Source organism: Acidianus sp. HS-5 (genome assembly GCF_021655615.1).
GTDB lineage: Archaea > Thermoproteota > Thermoprotei_A > Sulfolobales > Sulfolobaceae > Acidianus.
In genome coordinates this window covers 15,250-30,752 of the sequence record NZ_AP025245.1, presented here as the reverse complement: position 1 = coordinate 30,752, position 15,503 = coordinate 15,250, and the positions used below count along the sequence as shown (strand labels likewise).

17 protein-coding genes, 4 tRNA genes and 1 pseudogene are annotated in these 15,503 nt (G+C 34.7%); 11 read left to right on the top strand and 11 right to left on the bottom strand.

The features are described 5' to 3' along the window. Nucleotides 1-47 precede the first annotated feature (47 nt). Nucleotides 48-737 carry a nucleotidyltransferase family protein gene (locus tag HS5_RS00200; protein WP_236752076.1) on the top strand — a complete coding sequence of 230 codons (690 nt, stop codon included), beginning with the start codon at nucleotides 48-50 and terminating at the stop codon, nucleotides 735-737. Here HS5_RS00200 and HS5_RS00195 read toward each other — a convergent pair. Next, the gene (locus HS5_RS00195) at nucleotides 724-906 is read right to left on the bottom strand and encodes a hypothetical protein (RefSeq protein ID WP_236752075.1); all 183 of its coding nucleotides are present in this window, start codon (nucleotides 904-906) and stop codon (nucleotides 724-726) included. The two genes, HS5_RS00200 and HS5_RS00195, sit on opposite strands and share 14 nt — an antisense overlap. 80 nt (nucleotides 907-986) lie before the next feature. Here HS5_RS00195 and HS5_RS00190 point away from each other — a divergent pair. Continuing rightward, nucleotides 987-1,061 (top strand) — tRNA-Thr (locus HS5_RS00190). A gap of 35 nt (nucleotides 1,062-1,096) precedes the next feature. Further along, a complete protein-coding gene (gene queC, locus HS5_RS00185) occupies nucleotides 1,097-2,488 on the top strand; it encodes a 7-cyano-7-deazaguanine synthase QueC (RefSeq protein ID WP_236752074.1) in 1,392 nt (463 codons plus the stop codon). Here queC and HS5_RS00180 read toward each other — a convergent pair. The 4 genes from HS5_RS00180 to HS5_RS00165 all read right to left on the bottom strand — a co-directional run bounded on the left by HS5_RS00180 (nucleotide 2,485) and on the right by HS5_RS00165 (nucleotide 5,225). Then, complete coding sequence (locus HS5_RS00180) at nucleotides 2,485-2,841, bottom strand: hypothetical protein (protein ID WP_236752073.1); 357 nt, start codon at nucleotides 2,839-2,841, stop codon at nucleotides 2,485-2,487. The two genes, queC and HS5_RS00180, sit on opposite strands and share 4 nt — an antisense overlap. A gap of 63 nt (nucleotides 2,842-2,904) precedes the next feature. Further along, complete coding sequence (locus HS5_RS00175; protein WP_236752072.1) at nucleotides 2,905-3,327, bottom strand: universal stress protein; 423 nt, start codon at nucleotides 3,325-3,327, stop codon at nucleotides 2,905-2,907. A 37-nt stretch (nucleotides 3,328-3,364) separates the two neighbouring features. Further along, on the bottom strand, nucleotides 3,365-3,886 hold the full coding sequence (locus tag HS5_RS00170; protein WP_236752071.1) for a hypothetical protein: 522 nt from the start codon (nucleotides 3,884-3,886) through the stop codon (nucleotides 3,365-3,367). 37 nt (nucleotides 3,887-3,923) lie between these two features. Beyond that, on the bottom strand, nucleotides 3,924-5,225 hold the full coding sequence (locus tag HS5_RS00165) for a glycosyltransferase family 4 protein (protein WP_236752070.1): 1,302 nt from the start codon (nucleotides 5,223-5,225) through the stop codon (nucleotides 3,924-3,926). An 81-nt stretch (nucleotides 5,226-5,306) separates the two neighbouring features. Here HS5_RS00165 and HS5_RS00160 point away from each other — a divergent pair, with 81 nt between their 5' ends. Next, nucleotides 5,307-7,607: an MMPL family transporter gene (locus HS5_RS00160; RefSeq protein WP_236752069.1), complete on the top strand. Its 2,301-nt coding sequence runs from the start codon at nucleotides 5,307-5,309 to the stop codon at nucleotides 7,605-7,607. On the opposite strand, the gene HS5_RS00155 is transcribed toward HS5_RS00160, so the two are convergent. After that, the gene (locus tag HS5_RS00155) at nucleotides 7,591-7,848 is read right to left on the bottom strand and encodes a hypothetical protein (protein WP_236752068.1); all 258 of its coding nucleotides are present in this window, start codon (nucleotides 7,846-7,848) and stop codon (nucleotides 7,591-7,593) included. The two genes, HS5_RS00160 and HS5_RS00155, sit on opposite strands and share 17 nt — an antisense overlap. A 216-nt stretch (nucleotides 7,849-8,064) precedes the next feature. Between HS5_RS00155 and HS5_RS00150 the strand changes: the two genes are divergently transcribed. From HS5_RS00150 to HS5_RS00135, 4 genes are all read left to right on the top strand, one after another. Further along, nucleotides 8,065-8,727, top strand: coding sequence for a hypothetical protein (locus HS5_RS00150; protein ID WP_236752067.1), 663 nt, complete (start codon nucleotides 8,065-8,067; stop codon nucleotides 8,725-8,727). Nucleotides 8,728-8,792: 65 nt separating this feature from the next. After that, nucleotides 8,793-10,046 (top strand): arginine deiminase family protein, encoded by a 1,254-nt coding sequence (locus tag HS5_RS00145; RefSeq protein ID WP_236752066.1) that lies wholly within the window; start codon nucleotides 8,793-8,795, stop codon nucleotides 10,044-10,046. Then, nucleotides 10,016-10,480 (top strand): phosphate-starvation-inducible PsiE family protein, encoded by a 465-nt coding sequence (locus HS5_RS00140; RefSeq protein ID WP_236752065.1) that lies wholly within the window; start codon nucleotides 10,016-10,018, stop codon nucleotides 10,478-10,480. Before HS5_RS00145 ends, HS5_RS00140 begins: the two co-directional genes overlap by 31 nt. A gap of 4 nt (nucleotides 10,481-10,484) precedes the next feature. Next, a tRNA-Ala gene (locus HS5_RS00135) sits at nucleotides 10,485-10,557 on the top strand. 103 nt (nucleotides 10,558-10,660) lie between these two features. Here HS5_RS00135 and HS5_RS00130 read toward each other — a convergent pair. Both HS5_RS00130 and HS5_RS00125 read right to left on the bottom strand, forming a co-directional pair. Next, entirely contained in the window at nucleotides 10,661-12,118 is a 1,458-nt protein-coding gene (locus HS5_RS00130) for an ammonium transporter (protein WP_236752064.1), read from the bottom strand. Between the two features lie 212 nt (nucleotides 12,119-12,330). Next, nucleotides 12,331-13,344: a pyridoxal-phosphate dependent enzyme gene (locus HS5_RS00125; protein WP_236752063.1), complete on the bottom strand. Its 1,014-nt coding sequence runs from the start codon at nucleotides 13,342-13,344 to the stop codon at nucleotides 12,331-12,333. Between HS5_RS00125 and HS5_RS00120 the strand changes: the two genes are divergently transcribed. Then, on the top strand, nucleotides 13,343-13,885 hold the full coding sequence (locus HS5_RS00120) for a hypothetical protein (protein ID WP_236752062.1): 543 nt from the start codon (nucleotides 13,343-13,345) through the stop codon (nucleotides 13,883-13,885). The two genes, HS5_RS00125 and HS5_RS00120, sit on opposite strands and share 2 nt — an antisense overlap. A 136-nt stretch (nucleotides 13,886-14,021) precedes the next feature. Then, a pseudogene (locus HS5_RS00115) lies at nucleotides 14,022-14,168 on the top strand (putative integrase); the annotation flags it as partial. A 33-nt stretch (nucleotides 14,169-14,201) separates the two neighbouring features. On the opposite strand, the gene HS5_RS00110 reads toward HS5_RS00115, so the two are convergent. After that, nucleotides 14,202-14,275, bottom strand: a tRNA-Ala gene (locus tag HS5_RS00110). A 40-nt stretch (nucleotides 14,276-14,315) separates the two neighbouring features. Beyond that, nucleotides 14,316-14,391: transfer RNA gene (locus HS5_RS00105), tRNA-Pro, on the bottom strand. A 36-nt stretch (nucleotides 14,392-14,427) separates the two neighbouring features. Here HS5_RS00105 and HS5_RS00100 point away from each other — a divergent pair. Further along, nucleotides 14,428-15,144 (top strand): helix-turn-helix domain-containing protein, encoded by a 717-nt coding sequence (locus HS5_RS00100; RefSeq protein ID WP_236752061.1) that lies wholly within the window; start codon nucleotides 14,428-14,430, stop codon nucleotides 15,142-15,144. Here the strand turns inward: HS5_RS00100 and HS5_RS00095 are convergent. Then, nucleotides 15,113-15,454 carry a nascent polypeptide-associated complex protein gene (locus HS5_RS00095; protein WP_236752060.1) on the bottom strand — a complete coding sequence of 114 codons (342 nt, stop codon included), beginning with the start codon at nucleotides 15,452-15,454 and terminating at the stop codon, nucleotides 15,113-15,115. The two genes, HS5_RS00100 and HS5_RS00095, sit on opposite strands and share 32 nt — an antisense overlap. Between the last annotated feature and the right edge of the window lie 49 nt (nucleotides 15,455-15,503).

Here is a 15,503-nt window from a genome sequence, read left to right as displayed (position 1 = left end):
TATGATATGGCGAAAAAACTTAAATAATTCCTTTTCTATGTAGTATTATGAAAGCAGTCATTTTAGCAGGCGGTTACGGCAAGAGACTGAGACCTCTAACCGATGAGAAACCTAAACCGCTAATCGATATAGCAGGTAAACCTATTCTAGAATGGCAAATTTTATGGCTCAAAAGTTTCGGAATAAGCTCATTCATAATCCTTGCAGGATATAAAAAAGAAGTTCTAGTTGATTGGGTTACTAAAAATAAGACTAGATTAGGAATAGAGTGTTTATTTAGCATGGAGGAGGAACCTTTAGGAACAGGAGGCGCAATATATCAAGTCAAATCTTTCCTAAATGAGGACTTTATTACCGTAAACGGAGATATACTTACAAACCTAGATATAAGAGAATTAAAAGAAATAGACGAAAATGCTGTAGCTTCCATCTCTCTAGTACCTTTAAGAAGTCCTTACGGTGTAGTACAGACTGAAGGAGAAAATATAATAAAATTCGTAGAAAAACCGGTATTGAAAGATTACTGGATCAATGCAGGAGTTTACTTATTAAAATCCACTATATTTGAATATTTACCAGAAAAAGGTGATATAGAAAGAATAACTTTCCCTACATTAGCAGAAAAAAGTTTACTTAGAGGTAAAAAATTCGAAAACGTTTACTGGAGATCAATAGACTCAGTAAAAGATGTAGAAGAAGCGTCAAACGAGATTCCGCAAGTATTCAAGTTTGAATAACCTCTATTTCATCGTCACTATAATATCTTTTTATAACCTTATCTATTCCATTATTTTTTATCTCCTTTAACAATATCTTAAATTTCTCATCCAATATCTCAGCACAATCCTCAGGCATTTTCTCCTCCAATATACCTATTATAAGTCTTAACTTTTCTATTTCATCCATGCAATAACTAAGGATTAATAACTACGAGTGAGTGCAAAACAAAAGTAAAATTTATCAACTATAAAATAGAGTTAAAAAGTGCCGCGGTAGCTCAGCGTGGCTGGAGCGCTGCCCTGGTAAGGCAGAGGTCCCGGGTTCAAATCCCGGCCGCGGCTTTAATCTTTTAACCATGGTCAACATCTTTTGCCTTATGTGTAGCGTTTCTGGAGCTCTAATACTTAACCCTAAAAATTATAAGAAAATAGAAAGAAAATTTGCTGAAATATTAAAAAGGGCAGAAGACAGAGGAAGAGACAGTTTCGGCATAGTCATAATAAACTCTGATGGCACTGCTAAGTCTGTTAAATCTATAGGAAGACCTTCACAGCAGGAGGAAAAACTTTACGGAATTTTAGATGAGAAAAGTAGGGTCGTAATAGCGAATAACAGAGCAGAGCCTACAACTGAGTTCGTTAAGCAAAAAACTGAAAAAGATATCCAGCCGTTTGAAGGAGAAAGATTTATTGTTACTCATAACGGTATAATCGCTAACGATAAAGAGCTTGAAAAGAAGTTCAATGTAAAAAAAGAAAGTTACGTGGACACTGCGGTTATACCGCATATCCTAGATAAAAACTGGAAAGGAGATCTATCGACACTAAGAGATTTGCTTTCACAAATAAAGGGCAGTTTTGCTTTTATCATAAGTGACAAGAAAAACCCAAATAAAATCTATATTGCACAGAATTTTAAACCCGTTTATATGATGTACGACTTCGAGTTAGGTGCAATATTCTTCACTTCTTTAGACGATTATTTTTATCAAACTCCGTTAAATAAGGTTAACATAACAAAGTTAGATCCTTACTCAATTATATCAGTAGACTCCAACTTAAAAATCGAGAAAATCGATCTCATAAAGCCTAAAGATAAGAAAAAGGTACTAGTAATTGCTAGCGGAGGCTTAGATTCTACTGTTGCAGCAACGTATTTATTAAGGCAAGGGCACGAGGTAACTCTTCTTCATTTTAATTATAGGCATAAAGCTGAAGAAAAGGAGAGAGAAGCAATAAGGAAAATTTCTGAATATCTGCAAGTTCCTTATATTGAAATAGATACTGATCTGTTCAGAATAATAGGTCACACTACATTGCTGAAAGGTGGAGGAGAAATAGTTAAAGATAGACAAGGAGAAGAAGGGGCAGAATTTGCTCATGAATGGGTTCCCGCTAGGAATCTAATATTTTTCTCTGTAGCTTTAGCAATAGCAGAAGCTTACGGATTTGACGCTATAGCTTCTGGAATTAATTTGGAGGAAGCAGGGGCATATCCTGATAATGAAATGGAATTTGTTAGATTATTCTCTAAATTATCTCCTTACGCTACCGGACCTAATAAAAAGATAGAGGTCCTAATGCCAGTAGGTAATTTAGTTAAGCACGAGATAGTTAAACTCGCTGTAGAGATAGGCGCTCCGCTGCATTTAACCTGGAGCTGTTATGAAGGGGGAGAAAAACACTGTGGAAAATGCGGTCCGTGTTACATGAGAAAGACTGCTTTCAAAATAAATGGTTTAAAAGATCCAATAGAATACGAAAATTAAATAAAAGTATGAGGCCTTGTTTCTGCACGCGGATTTTTTATCATATTGAGTATAAGTTCATTCCCTTTGCTTAATTTTTCTATCAATGAGAGTGAAAGAACCTTGATTAACTCTTTTCTGCATCTTATATTGTCTTCAAGGACGGAAATTATTTGATCTTTAAATTTAGAATCAATTTCGCCAATCCATGATTCTTCCTTTAACTCTCTAAGTTCTTTCTCTATTTCGGAAGAAATCCTTATTATATCATCATTAGCATCATTGTTCTTTGTGAGTTCAATAAGATATTCTCCAGCTTCAAGAATTTTCCCATCGTTCAAATAATTGACTGCCTTAAGTAGATCTTCAAACATAGTTTATGTATAGTTTTACAAACTTAAAAAAGGAACCTATTAACAAGGAAGAAAAAATAAAATTTATTTCACAACTATTACTGGAATCTTCGATTCTTGAACTACTCTTGAAGATACACTCCCCAAAAGTATTCTCTTAAACCTTGATAGCCCTCTACTTCCTATGATTATAAGTTTTATATCGTTCTTATTCGCATATTCTAAAATTGCAGTGGCAGGATCTCCGCTTAAAACTTCACTTACTACCTTTACTCCATTTTCATTAGCTTTCTTTGCTGCATCGTCTATGTCTTTCTTAGCCTTCTTCTCCATTTCCTCAATAGCAGAAAGAGGAGGCAGTACTCCTACAGTCTCAAAAATAGTCTCATCTACAGCCTCGACTATATAAACTTCTGAACTATATCTTTTTGCTAAATCGATTGCAACATCTAAAGCTTTTTTGCTATGCTCTGACCCATCGTACGCAACTAATATTTTCTCGAACATCACTTTTCTCTCTTAAGAGACAAATATAAATTATTTTCTATTTTCCAAAAATATACGATCTAACGTATTTCTTTAATTCTGAAAGTCTATTTTTAGATAATACACAGGAAATCATATCATCAATTTTGATCTTCTCCATGGTGCTAAGCAAAGATTTTTTGGCTTCAGCCTCAACTTTTCCCTTCTCTGTCAGTTTAAAATATTTATAACCTTCGGCATAACCTGTCTTAATTAAGTAAAGCAAGTGTGCTTCCGTTCTTGGGCTGTATATAAAAATTCTCTTATCCCATCTAAAATAAAAGAGACAATCCTGTGTAATATATCTAGAAGATAAGTAATCGCAAATTAAAAAAGATATAACAAAAAACTGAGTTTTATTTAATTCCTTATAAGATAGTGAAATTAATATTATATCATCTACAGAGAAAGAGTAGTTAGCTTCAGTCTCCTTAACTAAACTATCGTATTCCGCATTACACTTCTTTAAAATTAAATAAGTAGAGAATAATGATCCATATTTCTCGGTTTCCTCTACTGCCTCGCTTAAAAGTTGCTTCAATCGCGACATTGATAGAATGTGCAAAATCTAGTTTAAATTAATATTCTGAAGATGCTTCTTCCAATACCGCTTTTATACTATCGAATTCGTTATCGAGTACGCACTTTTTAACTGTCTCATAACCTAGACTCCCCAACTTATCCTCATCATTCAATGCCTTAGATATCCCTTCAGCCATTTCCTCATAAGTTCTAAAAGTATATCCATTGCCTCCATCTATTACTAACTCGCTTGCACCCGCACCTTTATTTACAATAACAGGCTTCTTAAAAAGCCAGCTTTCACATACTGTCAAACCAAATCCTTCAATTTTTGAAGGTAAAGCTACAAGATTTGCTCTCTTATATAATGCCATTAACTCGTCATCACTTACATATCCCGTGAAAATTACCTTGTTCTCTATCTTCAAATCTCTAGCTAACTCTCTCAACTTTCTACTCCATATACTTGCCTTGTCATGACCGAGATTCTTACTGGTAAAACTCCCGTCACCAGCTAAAACAAGTTTTACATCAAGGTTTTTAACAGCTTGGATTGCTATATCTTGACTCTTTATGGGATCCATTCTTGCAACAACTAAAACAACCTTATCGTCTTCACCTATTCCAAATTTATTCTCAACTTTCTCAACATCTGAGTTACTTATGTTGGTATTATAATATGAGGGATCTATATAAGGATATATTTGCCTTACCTTCACTTTTGCACCAGTTCTTACTAAGCCCTCGAGGTCTCTTTTAGTACTTACTATTACTTCGTCAAAGCCTTCAAAGGATCTTACAAGAAAATTTCTCAGTTTCTCGTTAAGCATTTCAGGAACAAAAGGTATGTGATACCATAAGGCTGCGGGAGCTGAAGGGCCAATTATTCCGCCTACTAATAATTGTTGAAAATCGTTGATAAAATAAACATCAGTGTCAGAATAAAGCTCGAGTAATTTCTGCGCAGATAACCAGTTATACGTTGCATAATCAATGTAATCCTTACCGTTAAGATCGTACTTCGATATCCCGTGGGATTCATTATATATACCTTCCTTAAATCTGGTATATCCTGATAAAGATTTAGGATCTAAATCCACAAAGTATAAATCTATATCGTTCATTTTAACGTAAGGAGGATAACCTGGACCTAAAGATACCCATTTTGCCTTACCTCCAAGTTTGTCTATCAAGCCTAGCATCATCCTAGCTACTCCGCCAACTGAGATGTAATAGTCTTCAGAGCTCAAAGTTGAGAGATCTAAGGGCAAGTCTAACTCTCCGTATTTTTCTACGATATCCTTATAACTTAGCTTGAATCTAATAGGAGGTGTTTGAGTGTTTATAGTAACTCTCATGATGTATTATATTATGAAGATAACTAATTAAAAACGTCTGTTTTCACAACATTTTTAATCCCATTTTTTGTAGTTTATGATATGAACAAAAAATTAGTAGTAATATTATGGATAATAGGAATTTTGATTGCAATATTATTATCTTCACAGTCATCTAATTATTTAAATTATAACGAGAACACAACAATCCCTTCAACCTATCCTTCAGCAAAGGCGCAAGAGCTACTTTCAACATACTTCCACGGAGGTAACATTAACAACTCCATTGACATAGTTTTAGTAAACTCCTCCCCACAAGAAGTTTACAAGGCGATAACAGCAATTGAACAAATAAAAGGAGTCTGTAAAACTGAAAGCATAATAAACGCTTACATAGCTTACGATGAAATATTAGGTAAGGAAATAAACTATACGAGCTATGAAATATATAAGGAAAATAATGGTAACGTGTCTACTCAAGAGCTAAAAGAAGAAATAGCACAATACCTTCACGTGCCTCTCTATTACACTTGTCTCTTTAATACTTCACCCCAAGACTTATTAAATAAGAACGAAACTGCGTTCTTCCTAATAGCTCCACCCAGTCAATTCACATCAACATACGAAACAAAAAACGTCTCAGTAATTTTCGTTTACACAAAGTACTGCCCCAACTATAATTTTAAGAATGGAACTTATCCAGATGGAAAAATTTCCTGCGAAATACATAGCAAGTTAAGTAAGTGCGGTTTAACAAACTTCTATTTAACCGGACCTGCTCCTCTAGTCCAAGAATTAAGCGGTTCAGAAAATCAAAGACAAGCTATAACTTTTGCTTTAGTCTTTATAGCGCTATTGCTAATCACTGGAATATACTTTAGGAGTATCTTAGCTCCAATAATAACTCTCTCTGTTATTGCGTTATCAGTAATCTTCGGAATGGCGATAGTAACTCTAGTAGGAAAACTCTATCATCCAGTAGATTTTCAAGTCATTGAGCCTATGATTTCTGTACTTCTAGGAATCGGAACAGACTACAGCGTATTCCTATTAAGCAGATTCAAGGAGGAATTAGCAAAGGGAAAGAGTAAAGAAGATGCAATGAAAATTTCAGTAAAAACTTCAGGTAAGGCGATATTAATAAGCGGAAGCGCAGTAACATTAGTCTTCCTCTCCTTATCATTTATTCCATACTTACACACTTGGGGATTAACCATAGGATTTTCAGTACCAATAACAGTATTATTAGCAGTTACACTTCTGCCCATAATATACGGTAAGATAGGTAGCAAGATATTCTGGCCTTCTCACCTTCACTTTGCTGAAAACAAGTCCCTAGGAAATATAGCAAGAGTAACTATGAAAAAACCTAAGACAACTCTACTTATCTCCTTATTTGTAGGTTTAATAGCTTTAGCATTTATATTAAGTGTTCCATTATCATTGGACTTCACATCAGGATTACCAAATATACCGGCCGTGAAAGGGTTAAAGATCTTGGAAAACGCATTCGGTCAATCATTTGTAAATCCAGATTTAATAGTCTTTAATGAGTCGTCGACAGTCATGAATTCTACATACGTTAATACCGCACTGCTTACAGAAATAGCTAAGATAGAAGAGAATATTTCGAGATTAAGCGGAGTAAAGCAGGTTATTGGTCCAGTTCCATGTAACTTTAACGGCACAATCACTCCTGAAATTTTGCATCAAATTAGAGAAAACTTGGGAACTAACAATAAGACGTTGTTAGTTACTATAATCATGAATTATGGAACTTACACACAACAAGCACAAAATCTTGTTAATACAATTCAAAAAATGGTTAAACCTTACCACGGTTATGTTGGAGGGACAACTGCGTCTGTAATTGACGCTTTAGATTACTTACTTCCATATTATGAAATGTTAATAATAATTTTACCAATAATTTTGATAATATCATTAACAGCCTTTCTAAGGTCAATTAAGATTTCCATTGGAGCTGTAGGAACGATATTACTTAGCATAACGTTATCTTTGGCAATAATCTATTTACTCTTTAGATCGGCAGACGGTATCCTATTCTTTATTCCAATTACAATATTCGTTCTAATGATTGGTTTGGGTAATGATTACAGTATATTCATCTTAACTAGGGTAAAAGAGGAAATAGAAAAAGAGAGAAACATTGAAAGTATAGTAAGAGCAATATCAATATCTGCAGGAGCAGTAACAGCTTTAGGAGTCATATTAGCAGCATCCTTCGGAGTTTTAGCAGTAGATCCTATAAAACCAATAGCTGAATTAGGAATAGGAATTGCAATAGCCGCACTCTTAGATACATTCGTTATAAGAATATTTGTTTATCCTGCAATATTAAAAATAGCTTTAAGATTAAAGGATACTATAAAGAGGAAATAACTAGCTTTACTGAAAATCCTTCTTCTTTTAGCTTATTTATTTCCTTCATAACGTTGCCTTTTCTTTCTTTTCTAATAAGTAGCTTCTCTCCAGAGTCTATATCATGAGATTTAAAATACTCTATAAACTTCCTATTTTGCAATAAAATGATGTAGACGTCGTAACCTTCTTCTCTGAGAATTCTCTTGGCCTTTACTTTTTCCTCACGTGGAGCTTTTTTCCAGTTAATAAGCTTAACCATATGTGAGATTCTTTTAGATTCTTAAAAATACTTTCCGTAGGTTTAATTGTAAATTACTATATTCCTTTTTAAAGCAAGTATTATTATCTTGGATAATACCTAAAGCTTTTTCTTGAGATTAATAAGTATCATAAATCATAAAATATTTCAATTAAGTCAAAAGATTTACATCATTACAAACAAAAATATATAGATATTACTATAACCTAAAATAAGATGATTAGAGTAACGTTTGCAAGTCCTAAAGGCGGTGTAGGGAAATCTACGATAATTTATTACGTAGCAAAGCTACTTAGTAGTAACTTTAAACTACTTATAGTCGATTTAACTGATTCAGCCACATTAAGTAGACTTTACAGAATTCAAAATAATATCCTCTCAAATGGAGGGTACTTTGCAGATGAAGGAAATTTAGGAGTAGTGTCGTTTTCCAGAATTTCAAATAACGACACTATCGATTTAGAAAAAATAGCATTAAAATATGAAGAAATATTAAAAAATTTAAATCTTGTTTTAGTAGAATATCCGATACATTTCTATAATAAACCTATAAGAGTAGAGTATACTATATTTAATTCCATAATCCAAGCCAAAAATTATATTTTTAGTGTTACCATTCCTCAAGATATAATAATAAAATCAACGCTGAATTATACTTCATCACTGATTTCATATTTATCAAACATAAGTAAGGACATTTATGATGAGGCTTTAATAATAAATATGATAAAGGATGAAATAAAAAACACAGAAGAGTATCATAACAATGTATTTAAAATAAAATTTAATCGTGATCTAATATTTAAAGGATTTTATAATATGAGTCCTCCAGGCGATTTTTTACAAATTTCAAAATTTATAGAAAATCTAATAGAATAATTCATGCTCTAAAATTAGATTGAGGTATTTTCGCTTTTATATATTACGAACACAGATTATCTATAATGCTTAGGATTACTTCAGAATGGTCAAAACTTAGAACGGTGCTAGTCCACGAGCCAGGAATAGAAATGTTCTACGGTATTTTAGATCCTGATGCGTTTCTTTACATGAGAAGGTTTAACATAGAGAAGGCTATAAATCAGCACAAGCAAATGGTAGGCAAATTAGAAAAAATGGGAATAGAAGTATTGAAAGTAAAGGAAGCTATTACTCAGAAGGCTAAAAACGATAGCGAATTCAGAAAGTTACTAGAGAAAATCGCTTTAAATTACATAAAATACGAAGGAGACGGAAAAGCTGAGGAAAACTTTTCCAAAATTAGAAAAGATATAGAAAAACTCGATGCTTACACTTTATTTGACATAATCCTTCTTAACCCTACAGTACTATCTCACGAGGCTTTGGGAACAAATGAAACCGTAACTCGAATCCTTAATGAGGAACCTTTAGCAAATTTGTATTTTACCAGAGATCAGTCCATAATAACAGATCAAGGAGTAATAATAGGAAGAATGAGCAAAAGGATAAGAAGAAGAGAAACCGAGATAATAAAACTAGTATTCCAGGCATTATCAGAAAAACCGTTGAAGGAAATAACTGAACCAGCTTTCTTAGAGGGAGGAGATTTCATGCCATTTAAAGACTTTGCGATCTTTGGAACAGGAGATAGAACAAGCATTTCAGGAATAATGCAGGCAATTGACTTTACAGATTTTAACGAGATAGTAATTGCTTACAACCCAGAAATTGAGGAAACGGAAGATTATATGCTAACAATGCATTTAGATATGTATTTAAATACTCCTAAAGAAGAAGTTATTATTAGCAATTCCACAATTTTAAACAAAACTTTAGCACATATATACGAACGAAAAGAATCAGGATTCACACTGAAAGAAAGGACTAACCTTTTAGACTTCTTCAAAAGAAAAGGTTACAAAGTTATTGAAGTGGGATTAGCTGAGCAATTATCTTATGCAACTAATTTCCTTACAATAGAAAACAGTAGAATATTATCTCCTAAAGTAGACAGGAACATGGTAAATATAATGGAATATTTGGAAAGAAAAGGATATACAAAATTGTTGAATGAAGTAAAAGAAGAATATAATAAACACATAACAGACAAAGACTTCTTCCCAAATAAAAAAGCCATAAAAGATGAAGGAATCGAGTATGAAGAAATTGACGTCTCAGAGCTTACGGGAGGTTTTGGTGGAATACATTGCATGACAATGCCGATAAAAAGAGAATAAATATAAATTCTGAGAAATTAAATAAACTAGTTATTAAAATAACATCCATAACAGTGCAAATATTGTTGATTATAGGCTTAATAATGGTGCTAATATATACTGTGACACAAACTATAGAATCTTTCCAGATAGGATTAGTAGAAGTTACTGCAATAATCCTGGAGAACTCACTGTTAATAATAGTATTTCTAGAAGTTTACTTGAGCGTAGTAGACTTTTTTCATGGAAAAGGAAGAAGTGTAATATATGTAATGGACGCAACTCTCTCCTTTATTCTTAGAGAAATAATAATAGGGATTCTCACGGGGGCAATAAACGATGTAGATCTATTAGCAATGAGCGGAGCGATAGGAATAATAGCCTCGGGAAGGTTTTTATTAACTAATAAGAACTTTATAAGAAGAAAGACAAATAAAGAAAAAAGAAGAAAATAAGGTTGGGCCGGTGGCTCAGGTGGAAGAGCGCCCGCCTCGCAAGCGGGAGGTCCCGGGTTCAAATCCCGGCCGGTCCATTTAATGATGAGCGATGGGCGGCATGAAAAATGATGAAAATTAAAACATTCTGAATTTAAAAAGAAAGTAGAAGAAGAGAAGATTTAGTTAATAAAAATTCTCTTATTTATCTTCTTCCTTCTTACTTTGTTCCTCTTCTATTTTCTCTACTGTAGGCTTTTGCTCAGCTGGAAGAGTTGCTAACAGATCAGAGTAAGCAACTTCACCATGCATTGCATAGTCACCAATCTGCAATGTCTCCGGTGGGGCTCTCAACGGAATGAACAATCCTATTAGCTTCAGTAGCCCAAACGTAATAACAAAATCGTAACCAACTACCACCGCTGCTGCGAAAGCTTGTATACCAAGCTGATACCAATCGCCGTACAGTGCACCGCGAAGACCTGGATCTATATACGTTGTAACACTAGGATCTGCAAATACTCCAGTTAATAGTCCACCTACAATACCAGCAATTCCATGAGTGGAAAATACACCGAGAGTGTCATCTACTTTGAGCTTAGGTTCTAGCTTATACAGAGCTAACCACGGTATGATACCAGACGCTATGCCTATAAATATTGCATATAAGCCATTAATGTATCCTGCTGCTGGGGTAATTGCTACTAAACCAGTTATTGCGCCACTAGTAGCTCCTACTAGAGTGGGCTTCTTGAAGAAAGTCATGTCCATTAACATCCAAGTTACTGCGCTTACTGCAGTTGCAATATTAGTATTTAATACAGCTATTGCTGCATCAATTGTAGCACCTCCGGGGTCTCCACCGTTGAAACCGTCCCAGCCTAGCCAGATCAGTCCTGCGCCTGCTAATATTAATGGTAGACTGTGTGCTTCCAACTTTCTATCAGAAGCTAACCTAGGTCCAACAGCTAAGGCAGCTGCTAAAGCTCCTATTCCTGCATCTACATGTATTACATAACCTCCGCTAAAGTCTACAGCTCCTAATTGGTTCAGCCAACCTCCAGCAAACAGCCAGTAAGCTACTGGGCTGTATACTAATAAAGACCAGAAAGGTACAAAAACCATCCACGCTTTAAAATTCATCCTCTCTAGAACTCCACCTGCAAGCAAGACCGGAGTTATTGCAGCAAACACGAACTGGAAGAAGATATATGTAGATGTCGGAATGTTAAGCATAGAATTGGTAGGCCCGTAAATTGTTTGAGACGCTTCATAACTTCCTGGCCATGCGGGTAAAGGAGTTCCAAAAATTCCATAACCGTTTATATCTACTGTAACCTTTCCGAAGCCGAAATTGTAACCTGCTATCATCCATACTACAAGGACTATAGAGAATGCATAAAATACCATTAATGCACTGTTTACTGCATATTTCTTCTTGGACAATCCTGCATAATATAGAGCTACACCGGGTACGCTTTGTAAACCTACAAGAGTTGCTGCAGTTAACATCCAAGAGTTGCTACCTAAGCTTAACCAAGAAGGAACTGCTGCCGATGGATAATCGCAAGTACCTGTTGAAGCTAAGCTTGTTAAAGCTAATATGAATGGAATTACCAAAATACCTAAACTGAGTATTTTTAGGTATCTACTATTCATTCTCTATCAGACAAAAGAAAGTATAAACTGAATAAAAGCAATTCTAATAATCTGTACAAAAACTTTTTAACAATATATTTGATTAACTTTACACTTTACTTTTCCATCATGCCAAAATAAGGAGGGATATTAAAAAGAATTCATTATATTCTCTTACTAGTATAATCCATGTTATATCTCGTTTAAACAATAAAGAGAGTGTATATACATTTTTATAAAACTTTCAAACCACTACCTGTTAGCAGTAGAACAGTAGTTCCCTTAAGGTTAGCCTTCTTATATGCAGAATAAACTGTTGCAGAGCTATATTCCACAAGGAGGCCTTTCTTAGCTAACTCTCTCCAAGCCTCAAGAATTTCCCCATCACTAACAACTATGCAGTCTCCATACTCTTTCACAACTTTCTCCATTTCTGGTAAAAGGAAAGGATTTGTAGAAACTAAAGCGTCAGCAATAGATGTTACCTTCTCTGGAGGAGTGTATTTTATTCCTTTCACTTTTGAGCATAAAGGCATAACTTGCTCAGTCTGTACTGCTATTATTTTAGGAATTTTACTTATTACACCTTGATTAAACATGTGATTAAAACCTTCAAAAACTCCCAGCAATAAAGTCCCTGCAGAAGTAGGAAGAAACACGTTATCTGGAACTTCCCAGTCTAGATCTCTCACTATTTCATAAGCTAAAGATCTTATTCCATCCCTAAATTGAGGCTGAAGAACGTGGGACGCATAATAATATGGTGAATTTTCTGCAGCCCTAGCTACGTCTTCTCTACTGCCTTCTACTTTAACAACTTCTGCACCATAGCTTTCAATTTGTTTTAATTTATTACCCCTAGCAGTTGAAGGAACAAATATTTTTACTTTCATCCCTGCAGCTGCACCATAAGCTGCAATAGAAGCTCCGGCGTTACCAGAAGAATCCTCAGATATCGCCTTTATTCCATTCTCTGCTAAATACGAAATTAAAGTTACGGAGCCCCTATCTTTATAAGAACCTGTAGGATTAAGAAAATCTAACTTAAAATAGATATCTCCATTTTTTATCATAGGCGTATTCCATTCTCCTAAAGAAATCCAAGACTTTATGTAAGGGAAATTTTCCCTAAGATTTTTAGAGAAAGGTAAGTCTTCAGCCTCAACTTTAAAAGGACCTCCGCATTTTTTACAGCGCAATTCTAGGCCTTCCCTTTCTTTACCACAACGCATACAAACTTGTTTCATGAAAAAAGATGAGGAAGAAAGTTTATTAATAGTTGTGAGCGAAAAAGTTACTCCAATTTACGCTAAGGGATATTTTACCATAGCCAGAAACGGTAAAGGATTGTTTATCTCAACTTTTTATTATTACGATAAGGAAGGATATTATGCCTCACTAGATAAAGAGAAAATCGAGGAAGAAAAGGAAAAATTGAAAGAAAATATGCAGTATTATCTCAATCAAGAAACTTTAAGGGTTAACAGGAGAAAGGTAGACGAGAAAGTAAGCAAGGTGGAAATAAACTTGTTAAGCGTAAATTATCCTATGATAGATTTTTACATTGCATTTAAGGCAAGATTAAAGTTAGGATATAATTTGTACGAAGATATATACGAAAATGAAATTACTGAATATCCATTCGAAGCAATTTACGTTTTCCCTGGAAAAATTTTATCTGCAAGAATAAGAGGCAAAGTGAGTATCAAAGATAATATAGCAATAGTAAAAGTTAAGAAAGGCACGAAAACTGGTAAAAGAGAGATATTTGCATTTAGAGTAATATAATTTATGTAAGAACGAGCTAAATTAAGTTTTTTACAGAGTTGCGGAATTGTTATCGCCTTCTTCCAATCCCACGTTAGATTTGATAATTAACACTCCTTAAATAGCCTCCCGTGATAATTATAAAGCTGGGAATGACATGGGTAATAAAGTTTTCACATTTGGTGATATAAGAATTCGTGAGGTTAAGGGAAAGTATTATGTTTACTTAATAGAGAAGGACAATGGAGGAAAGAGAAGGGACCGTTACGTGAGCCCCTTAGATAAGATAGTGGAATTTTACGTTAGCAGTAGGGGTTTTAGGGGGTACCCCCCACAGTGGACCGGCCGGGATTTGAACCCGGGACCTCTCGGATGCCAACCGAGCACTCTTCCAGGCTGAGCTACCGGCCCATTCTTTATCTTCTCTTTAACAGTTTTAAAGCTTTTTCCATGGGCCCGCCGGGATTTGAACCCGGGATCACGACGACCCGAACGTCGCATCCTAGTCCTGGCTAGACTACGGGCCCCACGTTTTATTATTTACTCTTAACTTAATATTTTTGATGGCTAGTGATTACGTAATAGAGTTAATAGCAAAGAGAATTGCAGGAGACATAGTATGGAGTTCCAATATAGGACTATCAATGAAAAAATGGAGAGAAATGTTCGGAATTTCACAAGCAGAGCTTGCAAGAGTTTTAGGGATTTCACAAACAGTTATTGCAGATTATGAAAGAAGTAGAAGACAGCCTGGAAGCGCTTTCGTAAAGAAATTTGTGCAAGGTTTAATAGAAATAGATGAGAGAAGAGGGTTTAAAGTTATATCTGAGCTCAGTAAGTCTTTCACCCTCAATTTCCCCTTTATAATGGATATGAGAGATTTTGAGACTCCGGTTTGCTTTGATGAGCTAACAATAGCGGTTGACGGAATTCCCCTCAATTCTACCATTAATTTAAAGAAAATTTACGGTTATGTAGTAGTAGATAGTTTAACCGCAATAACTTCGTTAAGCGGTATGGAATTTTACCAGTTCCTCTCTTTAGTTTTTAACAGAGTAATAGTCTTCACTAAAGTTACCAGCGGAAGATCTCCTATGATAGCATTAAAGATTTCTCCTGTAAAACCTGACGTAGTAGTCTTTCATAAACCTTTAAAAATGGATCCACTTTCAATAGACCTTGCAGATAGGGAGGGAATAAATGTCATAGTATCCACTAAAAGAAACGAAGAAGAGCTAATAAAGTCCCTCAGGACTCTTGTCCATTCAAAATCATTATAGCCTTAGCTATGTCGCCGTTAGCTTTTATTAAAGCTTCTTTAACTTCATTCTCGGGCTTCCCTGTCTGCTCCATTACGAATTTTACGTCCTCATCTTTTACTTCTACTTTTTGGGAATTTTTCTTCTCAACTTTCGTTTCTCCTCCGGATACTACTATTGCCTCTTGTCCTCCAACGCTAGTCCTCATGACCATTGGAGATTCTATTGTTATTATTTCATCAGCGGTTTCTATTGTAACCCTAAGCGCATCTATCTTTTCGGCCTTAATTCCCATCCTTTGAAGAGCTTTAAGATCTTTTGGAACTTTCATAATTTAATATTATATAGGGCAAACTTATTATTTGCGGTTAACAATGTTT